Source organism: Curtobacterium sp. VKM Ac-2865 (genome assembly GCF_015350905.1).
Classification (GTDB): domain Bacteria; phylum Actinomycetota; class Actinomycetes; order Actinomycetales; family Microbacteriaceae; genus Curtobacterium.
The window spans coordinates 239,862-262,708 of record NZ_JADKRZ010000001.1; the positions used below are offsets into that span (position 1 = coordinate 239,862).

The window sequence follows — 22,847 nt, forward strand, 5'->3', positions numbered from 1 at the left end:
CGTTCGGAGCTCGGCCTGCGGTGGACTCGGGGCATGCGCGCATCGGTCGTCCGGCTCCTCGTCCTCGCCTCGGCGGTCCTCCTCGGCGCCGTCGTGCTCGCAGACCACGACCTGACCGGCGCCGCCTGCGCGGTGGGTCTGCTCGTCGTCGCCGCCCTGGTGCGTGACCCGGTCGTCACGGAGCAGCAGCCAGGACTCCCGACGGCGCATCTGCCGGTCGAGCTCGACGTACCCGTCGTCACACGGCTGGACGAGCTCGCGGTGGGGACCGACGCCGACGGGCGGCTCGTCCACCTCGACGCCACCGCGGGGATCGTCGTGATCGGCCACGGAGCCCTCGCGGTCGGGGTGTTCACCGCACTCGCGGCGGCGCTGAGCGCAGCGGCGGACGACACCCACGACGTCCGACTCGCCGCGGGGGACGACATCGCGCTGCCGGCGTCGCGCGCGGGTGTGCCGGACAGCGTCGCCGTGGCGGTCGTGCTCGACGAGTCCGGCTTCCGCGTCGCGTCGGTGGTGCTGGTCCCGGACCTCCGGACGCTGCCGCGCCGACCAGCCTCGACGGTGGAGGTCAGCCGCTACGGGTGCTCGGTGCGAGCCGACCCCGACGCACCACGCGGCGTGGCCGTCGTTCCCGCCCTGCCAGCGCTCGAGCCGCTGGAGCCGCTCGAATCGCTGGAGCCGCCGGAGTCGTCCGGGCCGCTGCCTGGGTCGTCGGCCTCGGTCGGGACCACGACGACCACCCCATGAGGCATCAGGCGGGAGCCGTCGGTCGACGTCAGTGCCGAGCCGTCAGCGCAGTCCGTCCCCGACCCGGACGGACCCGACGGGCACCCCGCCACCGAGCACCTTCTCGCCGGTGGCCGCGAGCACGTCCGCCACGCCGTCGGCCGGCACCAGGCCGTTGCGCTGCAGCAGGGTCAGCGCGGCGAGCGTGCCGGCGCGGAGTGCCCCGTCGAGGACCTTGACGACGACCGCGGACCCACCGGGTACCGCCATCACCATGACGCCCTCGGCGCCGAGCTTCGCGACGAGTCCCAGGCGCTCGATCGTCACGGTGTTGGCCCGCCCGACGCCGTCGATGGCCCACGCGTTCGCCAGCACCGCGTCGGTGAGCGCCGCCGTGTCTGCGTCCGCCCGCTGGACGAACCCGGCGAGGCCGCGTGCCAGGCCGGTCAGCGTGAGCGGGAACACCGGGGCGCCGCAGCCGTCCGTGCCGACCACGTCGACGACCTCGCCCGTGGCGTCCTCGACCGTCGACCGCACGAGCTGCTGCAGGGGGTGGGCCATGTCCAGGTACGTCGACTCGTCCCAGCCGTTCACCCGGCAGGCGGCGAGCATGCCGGCGTGCTTGCCGGAGCAGTTCATGGCGAGCCGTCGCGGTCCGGCCATCGTCTGCGCTGTCGCCCGGTCGAAGGGCATGTCGGGCGGGCAGCCCAGGTCGTCCTCGACGTGGTCGAAGGACGCGAGCATGTGTTCGGCGAGCGACTGGTGCGACGGCGTCCCCGCGTGGCTCGCCGTCGTCATCACGAGCTCCGGCCCGGAGAACAGCGCGCCGGCCCGGCGGATCGCCAGCGCCTGGAAGGGCTTCATCGTGGACCTGGGGTAGATGCTCGCGGTCGGGTCGCCGACGGCGTCGAGCACGGCCCCGCTCGCGTCCACGACGACGCCCGCGCCGACGTGGCGGCTCTCGTCGAACCCGGAGCGCTCGAGCACCGCCAGTTCGACGGACCCCGCCGCGGTGAGAGGATGGCGGTCGGTGCGGACTTCGGTGCTCTCCGTCATACCGCGATCGTACCGAGCAGCAGCGGGCGCGAGCAGCACCGCGAGCTGAGCAGCACCGCCACCGAGACGAGGAGCCGCCGTGCAGGACCACAGCTACGAGGTCGCCGTCCGCTGGACCGGCGACCGGGGGACCGGCACGAGCGGGTACCGCGAGTACGGCCGCGACCACATCATCAGCGCCGCGGGCAAGCCGGACGTCGAGGGCTCAGCCGACCCGACGTTCCGCGGCGACCGCGACCGGTGGAACCCCGAGGAACTCCTCACGGCCGCGCTCGCCCAGTGCCACATGCTGAGCTACCTGCACGTCGCCGTCACGCAGGGCTTCACGGTCCTGGCGTACCAGGACCGCGCGACCGCCACGCTGAACCTGAACCGCGACGGCTCGGGGGAGCTCACCGGCGCGACGCTGCACCCGGTGGTCACCATCGCGGAACCCGACCGCGTGGCCGACGCCGAGGCTGCCCACGCCCAGGCGAACGCGCTCTGCTTCATCGCCCGGTCCGTGGCCTTCCCCGTGCACCACGAGGCGACCACGCTCGTGGGCCCGCAGGACGACCAGAGCGCACTCGGATCGGACTCATCGACTGCGTGAGGCAGACTGGGTCCTCGTGAAGCGTCCCCGCCTGCTCCCGATCGCCCTCGTGCCCGTCGTCCTCCTCGGGCTCGCCGCCTGCTCCGGCTCCGGATCCGGGGGTGCGTCGTCGTCGCCCTCCGCCTCCTCGAGCTCGACGCCCGCCGCGATCACCAGCTGCCCGAAGCCCGGCAAGTCCTCCGATGCGATCGACGTCTCCGGCGCCTTCGGCGGGAAGACCGCGCCGACCGTGAAGTTCGACAAGGGCCTCACCGCGTCGTCCCCGCAGGCCACGACCGTCATCAAGGGCTCCGGTGACGAGCTCAAGTCCGGCCAGTTCGCACAGGTGGCCTACAGCGTCTACCAGGCGTCGAACGTGAAGAAGCTCGGCACGGTCGGCTTCGACCAGGGCAACCCCCAGGTGCTGACGGTCGGTGGGAGCGGCTTCGGCGCGCTCCTGGCCTGCTCGACGGTCGGTGACCGCGTCGCAGCGATCGGGTCCTCCTCCGCGCTCGGCTTCACCACCGGCGGCGACATCGTCGTGGTCGCCGACGTCATCGCGAAGACCCCCACCAAGGCCACGGGCACGCCGCAGGACCAGAAGTCCGACCTGCCGACGGTCAAGGACAAGGCCGACGGCGAGCCGGAGATCACGATCCCCGACGTCGCGGCTCCGAAGACCACCACCCCCGAGGTCATCAAGCAGGGCGACGGCGACGCAGTGGCCGAGGGTGACACGGTGCTCGTGCAGTACAAGGGCGTCGTCTACGACGGCGGCAAGGAGTTCGACTCCTCGTGGTCGAAGGGCGCGCCCACCACGTTCACGATCGCCGAGGGCCAGCTCATCAAGGGCTTCGTCACCGGGCTCGTGGGTCAGAAGATCGGCTCGCAGGTCATGATCGTCGTCACGCCCGAGGACGGCTACGGCGCCACCCCGCCCGAGAGCTCGGGCATCCCGAAGAACGCCACGCTCGTCTTCGTGGTGGACCTGCTCGCCAAGGGCTGATCCAGCGGTTCCCCGCCTGGTGCGAGGTTGACCACTCCGTGCGGCTCGACGGGCTCGCACCACGTGGTCAACCTCGCATCGAGCGCCCGGCCGCACCGCACCGCCAACACCCCCGACGGTAGGTTGACACCCATGGACACCACCCCGGCCCGTCGCCGCGTCGTCATCCTCGGCAGCACCGGCTCCATCGGCACCCAGGCCCTCGACGTCATCGCGCGGAACCCCGACCGCTTCGAGGTCGTCGGGCTCACCGCCGGCAGCAACACCGAGCTCCTCGCCGAGCAGGCCCGGGCCTTCGACGTCCACGAGACCGCGCTCGGAGCCGCCGACGCCGAGCGCCTCGTCCGCAGCGTGGCGGCCGACGTCGTCCTCAACGGCATCACCGGTTCGGTGGGCCTCGGCCCGACGCTCGCGACGCTGGAGACCGGCGCGACGCTGGCCCTGGCGAACAAGGAGAGCCTCATCGTGGGCGGCCCCCTCGTCCAGGCCGCCGCCGCACCCGGGCAGATCGTCCCCGTCGACAGCGAGCACTCCGCCATCGCCCAGGCGCTCCGGTCGGGTTCGGACACCGAGGTCCGTCGACTCGTCCTCACCGCCAGCGGTGGTCCGTTCCGCGGTCGCAGCCGCGCCGAGCTCCGCGACGTCACCCCGGCGCAGGCGCTCGCCCACCCGACGTGGGACATGGGCCTCGTCGTCACGACGAACTCGGCGACCCTGGTCAACAAGGGCCTCGAGGTCATCGAGGCGCACCTGCTCTTCGGCGTGCCCTACGACCGCATCGACGTCACCGTGCACGCGCAGTCGATCGTGCACTCGATGGTCGAGTTCGTCGACGGCTCCACGATAGCCCAGGCGTCGCCCCCGGACATGCGTCTGCCGATCGCGCTCGGCATGGCCTGGCCGCACCGGGTGCCAGAGGTGGGGGTGCCGCTCGACTGGACGACCGCCAGCACCTGGACCTTCGAGCCGCTCGACACCGACGCCTTCGGTGCGGTCGCCCTCGCCAAGCGCGTCGGCGAGCTCGGCGGCACGTACCCCGCGGTCTTCAACGCCGCGAACGAGCAGGCGGTCTCCGCGTTCCACGCGGGCGCCATCGGCTTCCTCGACATCGTCGACACGGTCGAGCGGATCGTCGAGTCGCACACGCCGGGGGAGCCCTCGCTCGAGGGCGTGCTCGCCGCGGAACGCTGGGCACGCGATGCTGCGGACCGCGCGCTGACCACCTGATCCGGCCGGGAGGCTCGACCCACCACCCAGCGCACGCTCGGCTGGTTCTTGGAACCAGTCCCGTACGCTGCTCCGGTGACCGTCGGAACCGTGCTCCTGTTCGTCCTCGGCGTCGTCGTCTTCATCGTCGGCCTGCTGATCTCGATCGGGCTCCACGAGCTCGGTCACCTCGCGTTCGCCAAGCTCTTCGGGGTGAAGGTGACGCAGTACTCGCTCGGCTTCGGCAAGGCGATCTGGTCCTTCCGCCGTGGGGAGACCGAGTACGGCATCCGCCCGATCCTGCTCGGCGGCTACATCTCGATGGTCGGCATGCTGAAGCCCCGCGCGTCCGGCCGGGCGATCACGAACACGGGCATGTACAGCGCGTTCATCCAGGACGCCCGCCAGGCCAGTGCCGAACAGATCGCGGAGTCCGGCGGGGACGACTCCCGCGCGTTCTACCGCCTGACGCCGTGGAAGCGCATCATCGTGATGGTGGCCGGTCCGGCGATGAACCTGGTCATCGGCGTCCTGCTCTTCGGCGTGCTGCTCGTCGGCTTCGGTGCGCCGACCACCACCTTCACCTCCCGTGTCGACTGCGTCCTGCCGACGACCGCGAGCACCAGCTGCTCCCCGGACGACGCCGTCTCCCCGGCCAAGCAGGCGGGGCTGCGGTCCGGCGACGTCGTCGTGGCGATCGACGGCAAGCAGGACCCCACGATCACGCAGGTCTCCGACGCCTTCCAGCAGTCCGCCGGCAGGTCCGTCTCGGTCGTGGTGCAGCGCGACGGGGAGCGGAAGACCGTCGAGGTCACCCCGACCCTCGCGACGCGCAACGTCTACGACGCCGAGGGCAAGATCGTCGAGCAGGCCGACGGCACCGCGAAGACGCAGCAGGTCGGCGTTGTCGGGGTCAGCATCGGGCAGACCCTCGTCCGGCAGTCACCCGCAGCGGTGCTCCCCGCGACGGGCGCGCAGATCGGTGCCTCGGTGCACCTCATCGTCGACCTGCCGCAGCGCCTGGTCGCGGTGTGGAACGCGGCCTTCGGGTCCCAGGCCCGCTCGGCCGACAGCCCCGTGTCCGTGGTCGGCGTCGGCCGGGCCATCGGCACCGTCTCGTCGATGAGCGGTGTGCCCGTGGTCGACAAGATCTACACGATCCTCGGCCTGCTGGCGTCGCTCAACATCGGCCTCTTCGTGCTCAACATGGTGCCCCTGCTGCCCCTCGACGGCGGGCACATCGCCGGGGCACTGTGGGAATCGGTCAAGCGCCGCGCCTTCAAGCTCGTCGGCAAGGCGGACCCGGGCGCCATCGACCTCGCGAAGACGATGCCGCTCACGATGGTCGTCGTCGTGCTGCTGGCCGGCATGAGCGCGCTGCTCATCTACGCCGACATCGTCCGGCCGGTCAACCTCTTCGGCTAGCGGCTGTCGGGTGCCCTCGGGCAGCACTACGCTCTCCGCATGAGCACAGCGCCCGAGGTCCGCACGGTCGAGCGGCAGGGCATCGACGTCATCGCCGAGTCCGAGCGGAAGGGGCGCCCCCGCGGGCTGTTCTGGCCGTGGTTCGCGGCCAACATCTCCGTCCTCGGGCTGAGCTACGGCTCGTTCGTGCTCGGGTTCGGCATCTCCGCCGCCCAGGCCACCATCGTGTCGGTCATCGGGGTCGCGTTCTCGTTCCTGCTCTGCGGCGTCGTCGCGATCGCGGGCAAGCGTGGGTCCGCGCCGACGATGGTCCTCAGCCGGGCGGCGTTCGGTGTCCGCGGCAACCGGCTGCCGTCGTTCCTCAGCTGGATCCTCACCGTCGGGTGGGAGACGGCCCTCGCGTCCCTCGCCGTGCTGGCGACCTCGACTGTGTTCCGCGAGCTCGGGTGGGACGACGGTGTGGTGACGAAGCTCGTCGCGCTCGTCGTCGTCGCGGCGCTCGTCATCGGTGCCGGCATCGCCGGGTTCGACGTGATCATGCGGCTGCAGACCTGGATCACGGTCATCACCGCCGTGTTGACGGTCGTGTACATCGTGCTCGCCGTCCCCTCGGTCGACTTCGGCGCCCTGGCCGACCTGCCGTCCGGCAGCACCCAGAACGTCATCGGGGCGCTGGTGCTCGTCATGACGGGCTTCGGACTCGGCTGGGTGAACGCGGCCGCTGACTACTCCCGGTACCTGCCGCGGTCGGCGTCGACCGGCGGCGTGGTCTGGTGGACGACGTTCGGCGGAGCCCTCGCGCCCGCGGTGCTCGTCGTGATCGGCGTGCTGCTCGCCGGGTCGTCGAAGGACCTCAGCGCCGCGATCGGTGCCGACCCGATCGGCGCCCTGACCACCCTGCTGCCGGTCTGGTTCCTCATCCCGTTCGCCCTGGTCGCCGTGCTCGGCCTGGTCGGTGGCGCCGTGCTCGACATCTACTCGTCCGGCCTCGCGCTCCTCAGTGCCGGCGTCCGCATCCCGCGCCCCGCCGCCGCCGGTGTCGACGGCGTGCTCATGGTCGCGGGCGCGATCTACGTCGTCTTCTTCGCGAAGGACTTCATCTCCCCGTTCCAGGCCTTCCTCGTCACGCTCGGCGTCCCCGTGGCGGCCTGGTGCGGCGTCTTCGTGGCCGACGTGCTGCTGCGGCGCCGGGCCTACGCGGAGGACGAGCTCGACAGCGTCGGCGGCCGCTACGGCGACGTGCGGTGGGGCGCGATCGCCCTGGTCCTCGTCGGCACCGCGCTCGGCTGGGGTCTCGTCACGAACACGTACGGCGTGCCGTCCTGGCTGAACTGGCAGGGCTACCTGCTCGAGCCGTTCGGCCTCGGCGGACGCACCGGTGCATGGGCGTACGCGAACCTCGGCGTGCTGGTCGCACTCGTCGTCGGCTTCGTCGGGACGCTCGCCACCGCGCGGGGCGCCGTCCGTCGTCAGGAGGCCCAGCCGGTCACCGAACCGATCAGCAGCGTGCCGGACGCGGAGCTGCGCCGATGACGACGACCGACACCGCACCGTGGCTCGTGGTGATCGACATGCAGCGGGTGTTCACCGGTGACAGCCCCTGGGCGACACCGGGCTACGACCGTGCAGCTGCGGGAATCGAACGGCTCCTGCCGCGGTTCGTCGGCCGCACCGTCCTGACCCGCTTCATCGCGCCGGAACGCCCACCGGGCGCGTGGGTCGACTACTACCGCGACTGGCCCTTCGCCCTCGTGCCCGACGCCGACCCGCTCTACGACCTCACCGAGCCGTTCGGGGCGGTGGACGGCCCCGTCGTCACCGAGCCGACGTTCGGCAAGTGGGGGACCAGCCTCCAGGCCGTGGTCGGCGACCACCCGCACCTGGTGCTCACCGGGGTGTCGACCGACTGCTGCGTGCTCTCGACGGCGCTGGCGGCGGCGGATGCCGGCGCCCGCGTGACGGTCGTGGCGGACGCCTGCGCCGGGGCGAGCGACGCCGACCACGAGCGCGCCCTCGAAGCCATGCGCCTGTACGCGCCGCTCATCACCGTCGTCGAGACCCTCGACGCCCTCGGCACCTGACCCGCGGGACCCGCCCCGGGCTGGGGGCAGCCGTGTCGGTCGGAGCGCGTAGAGTCCATGCTGTGCCCGCTGTGAATCTCGGTATGCCCAAGGTCCCCGAAACCCTCGCCCCTCGCCGCAAGTCCCGTCAGATCCGGGTCGGCAAGGTGCTGGTGGGTGGCGACGCGCCCGTGTCCGTGCAGTCGATGACCACGACGCCGACCACGAACATCAACGCGACGCTCCAGCAGATCGCGGAGCTCACCGCGTCCGGCTGCGACATCGTCCGGGTCGCCGTGCCCACGCAGGACGACGCCGACGCGCTGGCGATCATCGCGAAGAAGTCGCAGATCCCCGTCATCGCGGACATCCACTTCCAGCCGAAGTACGTCTTCCAGGCGATCGACGCCGGCTGTGCCGCGGTCCGTGTGAACCCGGGCAACATCCGCAAGTTCGACGACCAGGTCGGCGCCATCGCCGCGGCAGCCAAGGCGGCGGACGTCAGCCTGCGCATCGGCGTCAACGCCGGGTCGCTCGAACCGAGCCTCATGCAGAAGTACGGCAAGGCGACGCCGGAGGCACTGGTCGAGTCCGCCGTCTGGGAAGCCTCCCTGTTCGAGGAGCACGACTTCCACGACTTCAAGATCTCGGTCAAGCACAACGACCCGGTCATCATGGTCAAGGCCTACCGCCTGCTCGCCGAGCGCGGCGACTGGCCGCTCCACCTCGGCGTGACCGAGGCCGGCCCCGAGTTCCAGGGCACCATCAAGAGCGCCACGGCGTTCGGCATCCTGCTCGGCGAGGGCATCGGCGACACCATCCGCGTGTCCCTGTCCGCGCCCCCTGCGCAAGAGGTGAAGGTCGGCCTGCAGATCCTGCAGTCGCTCAACCTGCGCGAGCGCAAGCTCGAGATCGTCTCCTGCCCGAGCTGCGGCCGTGCGCAGGTCGACGTCTACCAGCTCGCGAACGACGTCACCTCGGGGCTCGAGGGCATGACCGTCCCGCTCCGCGTCGCCGTCATGGGCTGCGTCGTGAACGGCCCGGGCGAGGCTCGAGAGGCCGACCTCGGCGTCGCGTCCGGCAACGGCAAGGGCCAGATCTTCGTGAAGGGCCAGGTCATCAAGACCGTCCCCGAGAACGAGATCGTCCAGACCCTCATCGACGAGGCCAACCGCCTGGCCGACGAGATGGGCCCGGCAGCGGGCACGGGCAAGCCGCTCGTCGTCACGTCCTAGTCATCCACAGGCAGCAGGGCCGCACGGTGGGGTCTGCTGCGCGCCGCTAGGCTTGCTCCGTGGTCACTCGGCTCTCGCATCTCTTCCTCCGTACGCTCCGCGACGACCCCTCCGACGCGGAGGTGACGAGCGCGAAGCTCCTCGTCCGCGCCGGGTACATCCGTCGCCAGGCCCCCGGCATCTTCGCCTGGCTGCCGCTCGGCCTCCGGGTGCGGGCGCGCATCGAGGGCATCATCCGCCAGGAGATGGAGGCGGCTGGTGCGCAGGAGGTCCTGCTGCCGGCCCTCGTCCCGCGCGAGCCGTACGAGGCCACCAACCGCTGGACCGAGTACGGCGAGGGCATCTTCCGGCTCAAGGACCGCAAGGACGCCGACTACCTCCTCGCGCCCACGCACGAAGAACTCTTCGCCCTGCTCGTGAAGGACCTGTACTCCTCGTACAAGGACCTCCCCGTCACGCTCTTCCAGATCCAGGACAAGTACCGCGACGAGGCCCGTCCGCGTGCCGGCCTGTTGCGTGGTCGTGAGTTCACGATGAAGGACGCCTACTCGTTCGACGTCACCGACGAGGGGCTCGACCGCAGCTACCAGACGATGCGCGACGCCTACGAGCGCATCTTCACCCGCCTCGGTCTCGAGTACGCCATCGTCAAGGCCGACGCCGGGGCGATGGGCGGCTCGAAGTCCGAGGAGTTCCTGCACCCGATCGCCGTCGGTGAGGACACCTACGTGCGGAGCGACGGCGGCTACGCGGCGAACGTCGAGGCCTACGTCACCGCCGTGCCCGACGCCCTGCCGATCGAGGGCCAGCCGGAACCCGTGCTGCTCCCGTCCGCGGACACCCCGACGATCCAGACGCTCGTCGACCACGCCAACCAGGTCGCCCCGCGCGACGGTGCCCCGTGGACCGCGGCCGACACCCTGAAGAACGTCGTGCTCGCCCTCACGCAGCTCGACGGCACGCGCGAGCTCGTCGTCGTCGGGCTGCCCGGGGACCGCGACGTCGACCTCAAGCGCGCCGAGGTGGCCTTCGCCCCGGCCGAGGTCGAAGCCGCCGGTGACGACGACTTCCGGAAGCACCGCGGCCTGGTCAAGGGCTACATCGGCCCGCAGGTGCTCGGTTCCGACAGCGCCTCCGGCATCCGCTACGTCGTCGACCCGCGCGTCGTCGACGGCACCGCGTGGCTCACCGGCGCGAACGAGCGCGGCATCCACGTCGCCGGACTCGTCGCCGGCCGGGACTTCGTGGCCGACAGCGTCGTCGAGATATCCGACGTCCGTGCCGGCGACCCCGCTCCCGACGGCTCGGGCCCCCTCGAGATCGCCCGCGGCATGGAGATCGGACACGTCTTCCAGCTCGGCCGGAAGTACGCCGAGGCGCTCGGCCTGAAGGTGCAGGACGAGAACGGCAAGCTCGCCACCGTCACGATGGGCTCGTACGGCATCGGCGTGACGCGCATCCTCGCCATCCTCGCCGAGGCCCACAACGACGAGAAGGGCCTCGCCTGGCCCAAGCACGTCGCACCGTTCGACGTCCACGTGGTCGCGACCGGCCGGGACACCACCGCCTACGACCTGGCCGAGTCGGTCGTCGCCGAGCTCGAAGGCGACCGCTACGACGTCCTGTACGACGACCGCCCCAAGGTGTCGCCCGGGGTCAAGCTCCGCGACGCCGAGCTGCTCGGCATGCCGATCGTCGTCGTCGCGGGCCGCGGCGCAGCCGACGGCATCGTCGAGCTCTGGAACCGCGTGACCGGCGACCGCACCGAGGTGCCGGTCGCCCAGCTCCGCGAGGCCGTCAGCGCGATCTAGCCGCGCACGACCGGTCTGGTCGCGACCAGCGCGCGGACGGGAGGCTCGGTGCCAGCTGGCACCGAGCCTCCCGTCCGGCACGGCCGGTCGCGTGTGCCCACCGTCAGCAGCGGCGCAGGTCGGCGACCCGCAGTGCGCTAGTCTGGACGCCGACTTCTGCGCGGTTCCAGTGCGCAGGAGCGACTCATCTGAATACGGAGGCCCTCGGTGAAGATCGATCTCGCAGTCCTGCGACTCATGGAGCGTGAACGGGAGATCCCGTTCGAAGAACTCGTCCAGATCATCGAGTCGGCCATCCTCACGGCCTACCACAAGCACACCGACGAGAACGGCGAGCCGGCCGACGCTCAGTCCCGCGTCGAGCTCGACCGCAAGTCCGGTGAGGTCAGCGTCTTCGTGCCGGAGCGCGACGACGAAGGCACCGTCATCGGCGAGGCCGTCGACCAGCCGAGCGACTTCGGGCGCATCGCGGCCTTCGCGGCGAAGCAGGTCATCAACCAGCGTCTGCGCGACATCGGGGACGACAAGATCCTCGGCCAGTTCCGCGGGAAAGAGGGCGACATCGTCGCGGGCGTGGTCCAGCAGGGCCCGAACCCGAAGATGGTGCACGTCGACCTCGGCACCGTCGAGGCGATCCTGCCGCCCGAGGAGCAGGTGCCGGGGGAGTCCTACACGCACGGATCGCGCATCCGCGTGTACGTGACGAGCGTCGGTCGTGGACACAAGGGCCCGCAGATCATCGTGTCCCGCACCCACCCGGGTCTGGTGCGCAAGCTGTTCGCGCTCGAGGTCCCGGAGATCGCGTCCGGCGTGGTGGAGATCACCTCGCTCGCACGCGAGGCCGGCCACCGCACGAAGCTCGCCGTCAAGGCGAACGAGCCCGGCGTCAACGCCAAGGGTGCCTGCATCGGTGAGCTCGGCGCCCGCGTGCGTGCCGTGACGACCGAGCTCGGTGCCGAGAAGATCGACATCGTCGACTGGTCCTCGGACCTGGCGACCTTCGTGGCCAGCGCGCTGTCGCCGGCGAAGGTGACGAGCGCGTTCGTGCTCGACGCCTCGACGAAGGCCGTGCGCGCCCTCGTGCCGGACTACCAGCTGTCGCTCGCGATCGGCAAGGAAGGGCAGAACGCCCGCCTCGCCGCCAAGCTGACCGGTGCGCGCATCGACATCCAGCCGGACTCGATCCTCGACGAGGACTGAGCATCGACCGGGGTGTCGACCGCACCATCGACCGGGGTGTCGACCGCACCAGGACGAGCGTTTCGCTCGTGGCGAGGCCCCTCCGGGCGCGCCGGATCGCGGTCGTCGGAGGCAGGGAGTAGAGTGGTCGCCGTCAGAACGTGCATCGGCAGTCGTCGTCGCGCACCCCGATCCTCCCTCCTCCGAGTCGTCGCCCTGGGCGAAGACCTCGTGGTGGCGGATCCGAAGGCAGTCATGCCGGGCCGGGGGGCGTGGCTCACACCGACCGTCGAAGCGTACGAACTGGCCGTCAAGCGCCGGGCTTTCCGCCGGGCGCTGCGGCTGGGACGTGAACCGGACACGTCTGCGGTGCTCGAGTACCTGCGGCGTCTGCCCGAAGTGGAACCCATCCACGAGCGGCAGATCGACGCGGACGAGCGCACGGACACGACAGAACAGGCTGAACGGCTTATGGACAACTGATGAGCGGCTCGAAGTGAGACCCATCATCCAGTGAGTCCTGCCCCTTGACGGGGTGGGACCCGTGAAGGAGAACAGTGGCGAAACCACGCGTACACGAGATCGCAAGCGAGCTCGGCGTCGACAGCAAGACCGCACTCGAGAAGCTCAAGGAGCTTGGCGAATTCGTCAAGGGCCCGAGCTCGAGTGTCGAACCCCCCGTGGCACGGAAGCTCCGTGCCGCACTGCAGGCCGAGAGCGCAGCTGCGTCCTCGAAGTCGGCCGCAGCCCCCGCCCCCGCGGCGAGCTCGGCTGCGCCCAAGCCCGGTGGCCCGAAGCCCGGACCCAAGCGTCCCGCGCCGGCCCCCGAGCCCGAAGCCCCCGTGCAGCAGCCCGAGGACTCCGACGTGCCCGTCACGCCGGCGCCGAAGTCGGTCGCGCAGCGTCAGGCCGAGGCCGAGGCTGCCCGCAAGGCGAAGGAAGCCGAGAAGGCCGCCGAGTCGACGGGTGAGTCGTCGTCGACCGATGACGCCCCCAAGACCGACGCCGTCAAGCCGGGCAGCGCCAAGCCGTCCGCAGCCGGTCCCAAGCCGGGTGGCCCGAAGCCGGGTGCACGCCCGGGCAACAACCCCTACGCGTCGAACCAGGGCATGGGCTCGCGCCCGCCGCGCCCCGGCAACAACCCCTTCGCATCGAACCAGGGCATGGGACAGCGTCCCGCCGGTGGTCCTGGTGCTGCTGGTGGGTCGGGCATCCCCCGTCCCCAGCCGCCGCGTCCGGGTGCACCCCGCCCGGGTGCTCCGCGTCCCGGTGGACCCGGCCAGGCCAACCGTCCCAACGGCTTCGGGCAGCGCCCGGGCCAGGGTGGCGGCGGTCGTGGCGGCCCCGGTGGCGCACGTCCCGGTGCCGGTGGTGGCGCTGGTGGCGGCTTCCCGCGTCCGGCGTTCAGCGGCCCGCGTCCCGCCGGTGGCGGCGGCCGTGGTCGTGGCCCCGGTGGCGGTACCGCTGGTGCGTTCGGTCGTGGTGGCGGCAAGAGCCGTGCCCGCAAGTCGAAGCGGACGAAGCGCGCCGAGTACGAGATGCGGCAGGCACCGTCGCTCGGCGGCGTGCAGGTCCCTCGTGGCGACGGCAACACGGTCGTGCGTCTGCGCCGTGGTGCGAGCATCTCGGACTTCGCGGACAAGATCGACGCCAGCCCCGGCAACCTCGTGACGGTGCTGTTCCACCTCGGTGAGATGGCGACGGCGACGGAGTCACTCGACGAGGCGACCTTCGAGGTCCTCGGCGAGGAGCTCGGCTACCGCATCCAGATCGTGTCGCCGGAGGACGAGGACCGCGAGCTCCTCGAGGGCTTCGACATCGACATCGACCAGGAGTACGCCGACGAGGACGACTCCGTCCTGCAGCAGCGTCCCCCGGTCGTCACGGTCATGGGTCACGTCGACCACGGCAAGACCCGACTGCTCGACGCCATCCGCAACTCCAAGGTGGTCGAGGGCGAAGCCGGCGGCATCACGCAGCACATCGGTGCGTACCAGATCGTCGCGCAGCACGAGGGCATCGACCGTCCGATCACGTTCATCGACACCCCTGGTCACGAGGCCTTCACCGCCATGCGTGCTCGTGGTGCGCAGGTGACGGACATCGCGATCCTCGTGGTCGCGGCGGACGACGGCATCATGCCGCAGACGATCGAGGCCTTGAACCACGCGCAGTCGGCGAACGTGCCGATCGTCGTCGCGGTCAACAAGATCGACAAGGACGGCGCCAACCCGGCGAAGGTCCGCCAGCAGCTCACCGAGTACAACCTGGTGGCCGAGGAGTACGGCGGAGACGTCATGTTCGTCGACGTGTCGGCGCGGCAGAACATCGGCATCCAGGAACTGCTGGACGCCGTGCTGCTCACCGCTGACGCCGGGCTCGACCTGCGTGCGAACCCCGACAAGGACGCCCGTGGTGTCGCGATCGAAGCGCGCCTGGACAAGGGCCGCGGTGCAGTCGCCACGGTGCTCATCCAGTCCGGCACGCTGCACGTCGGCGACGCGATCGTCGCGGGCACGGCCTACGGCCGCGTCCGTGCGATGGCGGACGAGGACGGCAACGTCGTCACCGAAGCGACCCCGAGTCGTCCGGTGCAGGTCCAGGGTCTGTCCTCGGTGCCCCGCGCCGGTGACACCTTCCTGGTCACGGAGGAAGACCGTACGGCCCGTCAGATCGCTGAGAAGCGTGAAGCGGCCGAGCGCAACGCCCAGCTGGCCAAGGCCCGCAAGCGCATCTCGCTCGAGGACTTCACCCGTGCACTCGAAGAGGGCAAGGTCGACTCGCTCAACCTCATCATCAAGGGTGACGTCTCCGGTGCCGTCGAGGCACTCGAGCAGTCGCTCCTCGACATCGAGGTGGACGACAGCGTCCAGCTGCGCATCCTGCACCGCGGTGTGGGTGCGATCACCGAGTCGGACATCGACCTCGCCACGATCGACAACGCCATCGTCATCGGCTTCAACGTCCGTCCGGACGTCAAGGCCCGTGAGCGTGCGGCGCGTGAAGGCATCGACGTCCGGTTCTACTCGGTCATCTACAACGCACTCGAGGACATCGAGCAGTCCCTCAAGGGCATGCTCAAGCCCGAGTACGAAGAGGTGCAGTCCGGTGTCGCCGAGATCCGCGAGGTCTTCCGGTCCTCGAAGTTCGGCAACATCGCGGGTGTCATCGTCCGCTCCGGCACGATCACGCGCAACGCCAAGGCGCGCGTCATCCGTGACGGCGTGGTCCTGGCCGACGGACTGGCGATCGAGTCGCTCCGTCGCTTCAAGGACGACGTCACCGAGGTCCGTACGGACTACGAGGCCGGCATCGGTCTCGGCAAGTTCAACGACATCCAGCCCGGCGACGAGATCGAGACCACCGAGCTCGTCGAGAAGCCGCGCGACTGATCGTGTGACCACCCGAGCCCCGGCCTCCCTCACGGGAGGCCGGGGCTCACCCCGTTCGACCAGGAACCACCAGCGGGACGCTCCGTCCCGCCCCTGCCTCAGGAGGCACCCCATGGCTGACCCGCAGCGCGCACGCAAGATGGCCGACCGCATCAAGGAGGTGGTCGCACGCCGCATCGACAAGGGCCTGCGGGACCCGCGCCTCGGCTTCGTGACGATCACCGACGTCCGGGTGACCGGTGACCTGCAGCACGCCTCGATCTTCTACACGGTGTACGGCACCGACGAGGAGCGCGCCGACTCCGCCGCGGCACTCAAGGCAGCCACCGGGCTGCTCCGCACCGAGGTCGGCAAGAACATCACCGCGCGGCTCACCCCGTCGCTCGAGTTCATCGCCGACGCCCTGCCCGACACCTCCGCGCACCTCGAGGACCTGCTCGTGCAGGCCCAGATGCGTGACGAGCAGGTCCGCGCAGCAGCCGAGGGCGCCACCTACGCCGGTGACGCGGACCCGTACAAGCACGACGACGAGGACGACGACACCTCCTCCGACGAGGCCCCGGCGCGCGTCTGAGTCGCCCGCGCGGCACGGTCCACGCCAGCACCGGCGTCCACGTCAGGACCGGCGTCCACCCCAGGGCCGTCGTCCGCGTCAGGACTGCGGGAGCCGGTAGCCGCTCGCGTCGTCGCCCTCTGCGAGTCCGTCGCGCAGGAGCGACGCGAGCGCCCGGTCCCGCTGTCCCGCGTCCGGCCAGACCATCGCGATCTCGTCCGGCGTGACCGGCACGTCGCTCGCCCGGAGTTCGGCCATGACCAGCCCGCGCACCTGGCGGTCGCTCCCGGCGAACTTCGCCTGGCGCGGCGCGCGTGGGCCGTCGTGCTCCGGGTAGCCCGCTGCACGCCAGGCGCACCGGTCCGCGATCGGGCAGGCGTCGCACGCGGGGGAGCGCGACACGCACACGAGCGCCCCGAGCTCCATCACCGCGGCGTTGGTCGCGGCCGCGTCGTCCCGGTCCTCCGGGAGGACCGAGTCCATCAGCGGCAGGTCCTTCTTCGCGTTCGCGGGGCCGGGCTGCCCCTCGCCGAGCAGCGCCCGCGCGAGCACCCGGCGCACGTTGACGTCCACGACGGGGTGCCGGTCACCGTAGGCGAAGACCGCCACGGCCCTGGCGGTGTAGTCGCCGATGCCGGGCAGCGCCAGCAGCGCGTCGACGTCGCGGGGCACCACGTTGTCGTGCTGTTCGGCGATCACCGTCGCCGCCGCGTGCAGCGCGAGGGCGCGCCGCGGGTAGCCGAGCCGGTCCCAGGCGCGCACCGCGTCTGCCGGAGGCGAGTCCGCGAGGTCGCGCGGTGTCGGCCACCGGGTGAGCCACGCCTCCAGTCGGGGGACCACGCGCGCGACCTGCGTCTGCTGCAGCATGATCTCGCTGACGAGGGTTCCCCACGCCGGGAACCCGGGGCGACGCCACGGCAGGTCGCGCGCCTCGGCGCGGAACCACGCGATCAGCGGGGTGGCGATGTCGGGGCCGGGGCCGTCCTGTGGACGGTCACCGCTGTCCGCAACCGGTCGGGAGGCTCCGCTCGCGTTCACCACGACAGCCTACGGTGGGTGCATGGCACGCTGGGCACCCGAAGAGACCGACACGATGGCCGCGATCGCTGCGGAGGTGATCGCGCAGGTGGGGACGAACCGCACCGTGGTCGGCATCGACGGCCAGGAGGGCACCGACCTGGAGCACGTGGCCGCCGCTCTCGTCGCGGGGTTCGAGCAGCACGGCATCTCCGCGATGGCCGCAGCGGCTCCTTCGTCCGACGTCGACGTGCTGCGCAGTGACCTCGTCACACCGTTCCGCACGACCGGTGCCGGCGACGGCGTCCTCGTCGTGCACGGGCACGGGGTGCTCGGCCAAGGCGCGCGCACACTTTGGCGGTGGTCAATGTGGGTCGAACAGGAGTCCGGCCGGCTCGAGCGCCGTGCGGACGTCAAGATCGCCGCGTCCGCGGTGCTCGACGTCACCGACCCCGAGCACCCTCGGCGTGAGTGGAACGACGCCTGCTGACCGGCGCTGCTACTCTCCTCGGGTGCTCGAAACCGCTGCAGACGGCATCCTCCTCGTCGACAAACCACAGGGGATCTCGAGTCACCGTGTGGTGTCCATCGCCCGGAGACGCCTCGACCTGAAGAAGATCGGGCACGCCGGCACGCTCGACCCGATGGCGACCGGGCTCCTGCTGCTCGGCGCGGGGCCGTCGACCCGGCTGCTGACCCACCTCGTCGGCCTCGACAAGACCTACACGGCGACGATCCGCCTCGGTGTGACCACGGACTCCGACGATGCCGACGGCACGCCCACCGAGGCACTCGGCGTCGCTGACGCCGACGTCTCCGACGCCGCGATCGAGGCCGCCGTGGCCCTGCAGCGCGGTCCGATCTCGCAGGTGCCGTCCACCGTCAGCGCGATCAAGGTCGACGGCCGCCGGGCCTACGACCTGGCGCGGAAGGGCGAGACGGTCGAGCTGAAGGCGCGGTCGGTCACCATCTCGCGCTTCGACGTGACCGGACGGGGCGACGACGTCGTCACCTGCCTCGGCGCCGAGACGCACGTGGTGGACCTCGACGTGGTCGTCTCCTGCTCCTCCGGCACCTACGTCCGTGCCCTGGCGCGCGACATCGGGGCGACGCTCGGGACCGGAGCGCACCTCACGGCCCTGCGGCGGACGCTCGTCGGCCCGTTCTCGGTCGATGACGCCATCGACCTCGAGGACGATGCCGTCGACGTCCGCGCCGCGCTCGCCCGGCCAGCGGCCATCGCCCGCGAGCTCTTCCCGGTCGTCGCGCTCGACGCGATCGCCGCGAAGGACCTCTCGGACGGCAAGCGGGTCGGAGCCGACCACCCCGACACCGACGGACCCGTCGCCGCCGTGTCCGCCCGCGACGACCGCCTCATCGGACTCGTCTCGGTCCGTCGTGGGCTGCTCCGCGTCATCACGAACTTCCCGACCCCGACCGGAGCGAACGCATGATCGAGTGGCTCACCTGGGTGCAGGTCGTGCTCGCCGTCGTCGTGGGGCTGTTCGCCGTGGTGGTCGGGTTCATCGGGTGGAAGCCGAACGACGCCACGGTCGGGTCGCTCGCCCTCGTGGAGCTGTTGCTCGTGGCGCAGCTCGTCGTGTCCCTGGTTGCTCCCGCGGTCGGCAACCCGCCGCAGGGCAACGTGCTCGAGTTCTGGGTCTACGCGGTGTCGGTGCTGCTCGTCCCACCCGCGGCGATCGTCTGGGCGCTCGTCGACCGCACCCGGTGGAGCACCGTCGTCCTCGGGGCCGGTGCCTTCACGGTCGCGGTGATGGTCTACCGGATGTACCAGATCTGGTTCGCGCTGAACTGAGCCGCTCGGCAGCGACCGGCTCCGGGCGCGAGCACTGACGCGCACCGTGGCCGATGCCGTACTGAGGACGGCCCGCACGTCGGTAGAATCGGTCCAATGGCGACCAAGTCCTCCCTCGCGACCGGTGTCGGGCGCGTCCTCATCGCCGTCTACGGCATCCTCGCCCTCGCGGCGACGGGCCGCAGCGTCGTCCAGATCGCCGAGAAGTTCTCGTTCGCGCCCTTCGCCTACACACTCAGCGCCATCGCCGCCGTCGTGTACATCGTCGCGATGATCGCGCTGATCGTGCCCGGCCGTGCCTGGTACCGCGTCGCGTGCGTCACCATCGTCTTCGAGATGACCGGCGTGCTGGTCATCGGCACCCTGTCGTTGCTCGACCGCCAGCTCTTCCCGGACGACACCATCTGGTCCTACTACGGCCTCGGCTACGCCTTCGCGCCGCTCGTGCTCCCGATCGCCGGACTCTGGTGGTTGCGGAAGCACCACCGCACCGCGGGCGCGGCAGCCGGACCCGCCGACCAGTCGGTCGCGGCGGCCGGCGAGTGAACGGGGGAGCGATGCAGTTCTACGAGGACGTCGTCGACGTGGCACAGGGCTTCGGCCCGAGCGCCGTCACGATCGGCAAGTTCGACGGCGTCCACGTCGGACACCGTGCCGTCATCGCGCACCTCGAGCGGGCCGCGGTCGAGCAGGGGCTGGTCTCGACGGTGGTCACCTTCGACCGGCACCCGCTCAGCGTCATCGACCCCGTGAGCGTGCCGCCGGCGTTGACCAGCATCGCGCAGCGTCGGGAGCTCCTCGAGGCCGTCGGGGTCGACGCCACCCTGCTGCTCCGGTTCGACGACGAACTGCAGTCCTGGTCGCCCGAGGCCTTCGTGTCCAGGATCCTCGTGGACACCCTGAACGCGAAGCTGCTCTTCGTCGGCAGCGACTTCCGCTTCGGCGCGAAGGGCGCCGGCGACGTCGCCCTGCTCCGGACCCTCGGCGCCGAGCACGGCTTCACCGTCGAGCTCATCGACGACGTCGACCTGGTGGACGACGTCCGCCCGGACGGCGAACGCCGGGTCTCCTCCACGTGGATCCGGGAACTCCTCGGCCAGGGGCGGGTCGCCGAGGCCGCACGACTGCTCGGTCGCGACCACGCCGTCCGCAGCACAGTCGTGCGGGGCAACCAGCGCGGTCGAGCCATGGGCTACCCGACGGCGAACCTCGACCCGGCGTGCGAGGGCTTCGTCCCCGACGACGGTGTCTACGCCGCACGGGTGCTGTACGACGGCACCACCTACCCCGCGGCGGTGTCGGTCGGCAACAACCCGACGTTCGAGGGCGTGCCGGCGAAGCAGATCGAGGCCCACCTGCTCGACGTCGACATCGACCTGTACGACGAGACCATCTCGGTGCTCTTCGTCTCATTCGTGCGGGGGATGGTGAAGTTCGGCTCGATGGACGAGCTCGCCGCCCAGATGCGCCAGGACGACCTCGACATCCGCCTGCTCCTCGGGATGTCCGCGCCGGTCTGAGCCGCACCGCCCCGGAACGACGAGACCCCCGCGAGCCGTGCGCTCGCGGGGGTCTCGTCGTGTGACGGTCGGGGCTCAGCTCCCCAGGGCGTCCAGCCAGATCTTGCGGGCGTCGAGGGCTTCCTGAGCGTCCTTGATCTTGCGGGCGTCACCAGAGACCTTGGCGGACTCGAGCTCGCCCTCGAGCTTGCCGATGGCGTCCTCGAGCTGGCTCGCGAGGCCGGTCGTCCGGGCCTTGCGCTCCGGGTTCGACTCCTGCCAGTGCGCTTCCTCGAGTCCCTTGACGTGGTCCTCGATCGCGCGGATGCGGTCCTCGACCCGGCGGACGTCGGCGCGGGGCACCCGGCCGATCTCGTCCCAGCGACGCTGGATGTCCGTCAGTGTCTTGCGGGCGGCGACGCGGTCGCGCTGCTGGAGCAGGGGCTCGGCATCGGCGAGCACCGCGAGCTTGGCCTCGAGGTTGGCGGAGTACTCCTCGTTCTCCGCGCTGCTCTCGGCGTGGCGCTGTTCGAACAGGACGTCACCGGCGGCCTTGAAGCGTGCCCAGAGCGCGTCGTCGTGGCGCTTGCCGGCCCGGCCGGCCTGCTTCCAGTCGTCGAGCAGCTGTCGGTAGGCCGGGATGGCGTCCGAGCCGCGTGACGCGAGCGCCTCGGCCTGCTGGACGAGCTCCTGCTTGCGGGTGCGGGCGTCGCGGTGCTGGGCGTCGAGCTCCGAGTAGAAGGCGCGGCGGTGCTGGTCGACCGTCGAGCGGGCGGCACGGAAGCGCTTCCACAGCTCGTTGGCGTCGTTCTTCGGGATCCGGGGGCCGTCGTGCTGGTGCTGCTGCCAGCGCGCGAACACGTCGTCGAGCTGCGCGGTGATCTGCTTCCACTGCGCGCGCGCCGGGTCCACCGCGGCGAGTGCCTCGGCTTCCTCCACCAGGCCGGCACGGAACGCCAGTGCCTCGGCCAGGGCCGCCTGGTTCTGCTCGGCCTGCTCCTTGGTGAGGGAGCCGAGCTGCTCGGCGAGCACGGCGACGCGGTCCTCGAGCGACTTGAGGTCGCCGACGACGCGGGCTTCGGTGACCAGGGCGGTCAGGTGCTCGACGGTGCGCGCGACGTCGTTGGCCGAGGCCCCGCGCTGCACGCGCTGCTCGGCGATCTTCACCTGGCCCTCGAGGTCGGCGTACTTCCGCGCGAAGTAGGCGAGTGCTTCCTCGGCGGTCGCGTCGGGGTACTCACCCACGACACGTTCGGTGTCCTGGTACCGGACGTACACGGTGCCGGTCTCGTCGACCCGCCCCCAGGTCGTTGCTTCGTCAGATCCCACAGGTCTCGCCTCGATCGTGGTCGTGCATCACCGACGTCACCGTCGGCACGGTCAGGAAGCCACCCTATTGCACCGGCGGCCCCCGCGGCCCGCGGATGCGTCGGGCTGTGGACTACCGCTGCTCCGCGATGGTCGCACCGGTGATGGTGGTGGCCACCTCCGGCGTGCCGGTGCCGTCGCTGCCGGCGTCCTCCACGCCCTTCGACGTGATCTCCGACTCCAGCTCCGGCAGGCCGCTCGTGACCTTGCCGACGACCGTGTACCCGCCGGTGGAGCCGTCGAGCGTGGTGTCGCCGTAGACGATGAAGAACTGTGTGGACTGCGAGTACGGGGAGGCGCTCCGCGCGATGGCGATCGTGCCCTCCTGGTACCGGTCGTCCGACGGCGTGTTCTCGATCGGTCCGTACTGGAACCCGGCGTCACCGGTGCCATCGCCGTTCGCCGACCCGCACTGCAGGAAGCGGAAGTCGGCGCTGGCGGCGAGCCGGTGGCACGTCGTGCCCTCGTAGAACTGCTTGCGGATCAGGTCGATCTCGACGCTCGCGGCCTGGGGCGCCCGCTCGCCGTCGAGCTCGATCCCCAGCCGGACGTCCTTGTTCAGGGTGAGGGAGCCGGTCCAGGTGCGGCCCTTCGCGATGGACTTGCTGGGGACGTCACCGGTGTTCGCCGCGGTGGCACTGGCTGACGGCGTCGGGGTGGCGCTCGCGCTCGAGGACGCCGACGGGGTCGCGGCAGGGCTGGCGTGCGATCCCGCGTACAGGAGCTGTGAGCCGGTCGCGAGGGCGGCGACCGTCACGAGGGCCACGACGCCGACCACGTTGTCCCTGCGCCGACGGCGTCGCTGCCGGTCGTGCAGGCCCTGCCGTGCTTCGTAGAGTCGGAGCCGCTCGCGTGCCTCGCGGGTCTCGCGCGCCTGGTTCTTCGGTGCCACGGTGCTGGTCTGCCCTCTCGTCGCAGTGTGCG

At 71.1% G+C, this 22,847-nt stretch carries 22 protein-coding genes; 18 read left to right on the plus strand and 4 right to left on the minus strand.

All coding sequences use genetic code 11. The features are described from left to right. Positions 1–33: 33 nt before the first annotated feature. Complete coding sequence (locus tag ITJ54_RS01040; protein WP_194625502.1) at positions 34–750, plus strand: hypothetical protein; 717 nt, start codon at positions 34–36, stop codon at positions 748–750. A 42-nt stretch (positions 751–792) separates the two neighbouring features. Here ITJ54_RS01040 and ITJ54_RS01045 read toward each other — a convergent pair whose 3' ends face one another. Further along, positions 793–1,785 carry an asparaginase gene (locus tag ITJ54_RS01045; RefSeq protein ID WP_194625503.1) on the minus strand — a complete coding sequence of 331 codons (993 nt, stop codon included), beginning with the start codon at positions 1,783–1,785 and terminating at the stop codon, positions 793–795. 79 nt (positions 1,786–1,864) lie between these two features. Here ITJ54_RS01045 and ITJ54_RS01050 point away from each other — a divergent pair, with 79 nt between their 5' ends. The 12 genes from ITJ54_RS01050 (at position 1,865) to rbfA (ending at position 16,244) form a co-directional block, all read left to right on the plus strand. After that, on the plus strand, positions 1,865–2,377 hold the full coding sequence (locus ITJ54_RS01050; RefSeq protein ID WP_194625504.1) for an OsmC family protein: 513 nt from the start codon (positions 1,865–1,867) through the stop codon (positions 2,375–2,377). A 16-nt stretch (positions 2,378–2,393) separates the two neighbouring features. Further along, positions 2,394–3,362 carry an FKBP-type peptidyl-prolyl cis-trans isomerase gene (locus tag ITJ54_RS18190; protein WP_194625505.1) on the plus strand — a complete coding sequence of 323 codons (969 nt, stop codon included), beginning with the start codon at positions 2,394–2,396 and terminating at the stop codon, positions 3,360–3,362. A gap of 132 nt (positions 3,363–3,494) precedes the next feature. After that, positions 3,495–4,589, plus strand: coding sequence for a 1-deoxy-D-xylulose-5-phosphate reductoisomerase (gene dxr, locus ITJ54_RS01060; RefSeq protein ID WP_194625506.1), 1,095 nt, complete (start codon positions 3,495–3,497; stop codon positions 4,587–4,589). 75 nt (positions 4,590–4,664) lie between these two features. Next, a complete protein-coding gene (locus tag ITJ54_RS01065; RefSeq protein ID WP_194625507.1) occupies positions 4,665–5,993 on the plus strand; it encodes a M50 family metallopeptidase in 1,329 nt (442 codons plus the stop codon). Between the two features lie 39 nt (positions 5,994–6,032). Then, positions 6,033–7,526, plus strand: coding sequence for a purine-cytosine permease family protein (locus tag ITJ54_RS01070; RefSeq protein WP_194625508.1), 1,494 nt, complete (start codon positions 6,033–6,035; stop codon positions 7,524–7,526). Next, positions 7,523–8,074 (plus strand): cysteine hydrolase family protein, encoded by a 552-nt coding sequence (locus ITJ54_RS01075; RefSeq protein ID WP_194625509.1) that lies wholly within the window; start codon positions 7,523–7,525, stop codon positions 8,072–8,074. The genes ITJ54_RS01070 and ITJ54_RS01075 overlap by 4 nt, the downstream gene beginning before the upstream one ends. A gap of 83 nt (positions 8,075–8,157) precedes the next feature. Next, the gene (gene ispG / locus ITJ54_RS01080; RefSeq protein ID WP_194626175.1) at positions 8,158–9,288 is read left to right on the plus strand and encodes a flavodoxin-dependent (E)-4-hydroxy-3-methylbut-2-enyl-diphosphate synthase; all 1,131 of its coding nucleotides are present in this window, start codon (positions 8,158–8,160) and stop codon (positions 9,286–9,288) included. Positions 9,289–9,347: 59 nt separating this feature from the next. Then, entirely contained in the window at positions 9,348–11,099 is a 1,752-nt protein-coding gene (locus ITJ54_RS01085; RefSeq protein ID WP_194625510.1) for a proline--tRNA ligase, read from the plus strand. Between the two features lie 207 nt (positions 11,100–11,306). Beyond that, complete coding sequence (gene nusA, locus ITJ54_RS01090; protein ID WP_194625511.1) at positions 11,307–12,299, plus strand: transcription termination factor NusA; 993 nt, start codon at positions 11,307–11,309, stop codon at positions 12,297–12,299. A 123-nt stretch (positions 12,300–12,422) separates the two neighbouring features. Further along, complete coding sequence (locus ITJ54_RS01095; protein ID WP_083393124.1) at positions 12,423–12,761, plus strand: YlxR family protein; 339 nt, start codon at positions 12,423–12,425, stop codon at positions 12,759–12,761. A 74-nt stretch (positions 12,762–12,835) separates the two neighbouring features. Next, on the plus strand, positions 12,836–15,670 hold the full coding sequence (infB, locus tag ITJ54_RS01100; RefSeq protein WP_194625512.1) for a translation initiation factor IF-2: 2,835 nt from the start codon (positions 12,836–12,838) through the stop codon (positions 15,668–15,670). A gap of 112 nt (positions 15,671–15,782) precedes the next feature. Next, positions 15,783–16,244: a 30S ribosome-binding factor RbfA gene (gene rbfA, locus ITJ54_RS01105; protein ID WP_194625513.1), complete on the plus strand. Its 462-nt coding sequence runs from the start codon at positions 15,783–15,785 to the stop codon at positions 16,242–16,244. Positions 16,245–16,322: 78 nt separating this feature from the next. On the opposite strand, the gene ITJ54_RS01110 is transcribed toward rbfA, so the two are convergent. Next, a complete protein-coding gene (locus ITJ54_RS01110) occupies positions 16,323–17,189 on the minus strand; it encodes an A/G-specific adenine glycosylase (protein ID WP_194626176.1) in 867 nt (288 codons plus the stop codon). Positions 17,190–17,283: 94 nt separating this feature from the next. Between ITJ54_RS01110 and ITJ54_RS01115 the strand changes: the two genes are divergently transcribed. From ITJ54_RS01115 to ITJ54_RS01135, 5 genes are all read left to right on the plus strand, one after another. Continuing rightward, on the plus strand, positions 17,284–17,730 hold the full coding sequence (locus ITJ54_RS01115) for a hypothetical protein (RefSeq protein ID WP_194625514.1): 447 nt from the start codon (positions 17,284–17,286) through the stop codon (positions 17,728–17,730). Between the two features lie 22 nt (positions 17,731–17,752). Beyond that, the gene (gene truB, locus ITJ54_RS01120) at positions 17,753–18,694 is read left to right on the plus strand and encodes a tRNA pseudouridine(55) synthase TruB (protein WP_194625515.1); all 942 of its coding nucleotides are present in this window, start codon (positions 17,753–17,755) and stop codon (positions 18,692–18,694) included. Next, positions 18,691–19,056, plus strand: a complete 366-nt coding sequence (locus ITJ54_RS01125) for a hypothetical protein (protein WP_194625516.1) — start codon at positions 18,691–18,693, stop codon at positions 19,054–19,056. The genes truB and ITJ54_RS01125 overlap by 4 nt, the downstream gene beginning before the upstream one ends. 96 nt (positions 19,057–19,152) lie before the next feature. Continuing rightward, positions 19,153–19,602 carry a hypothetical protein gene (locus tag ITJ54_RS01130; RefSeq protein ID WP_194625517.1) on the plus strand — a complete coding sequence of 150 codons (450 nt, stop codon included), beginning with the start codon at positions 19,153–19,155 and terminating at the stop codon, positions 19,600–19,602. Between the two features lie 11 nt (positions 19,603–19,613). Further along, entirely contained in the window at positions 19,614–20,576 is a 963-nt protein-coding gene (locus ITJ54_RS01135; protein ID WP_194625518.1) for a bifunctional riboflavin kinase/FAD synthetase, read from the plus strand. 75 nt (positions 20,577–20,651) lie between these two features. Here the strand turns inward: ITJ54_RS01135 and ITJ54_RS01140 are convergent, their stop codons facing one another. After that, complete coding sequence (locus ITJ54_RS01140) at positions 20,652–21,884, minus strand: DUF349 domain-containing protein (protein ID WP_194625519.1); 1,233 nt, start codon at positions 21,882–21,884, stop codon at positions 20,652–20,654. Positions 21,885–21,996: 112 nt separating this feature from the next. Next, positions 21,997–22,815 carry a peptidylprolyl isomerase gene (locus tag ITJ54_RS18195; protein ID WP_194625520.1) on the minus strand — a complete coding sequence of 273 codons (819 nt, stop codon included), beginning with the start codon at positions 22,813–22,815 and terminating at the stop codon, positions 21,997–21,999. Between the last annotated feature and the right edge of the window lie 32 nt (positions 22,816–22,847).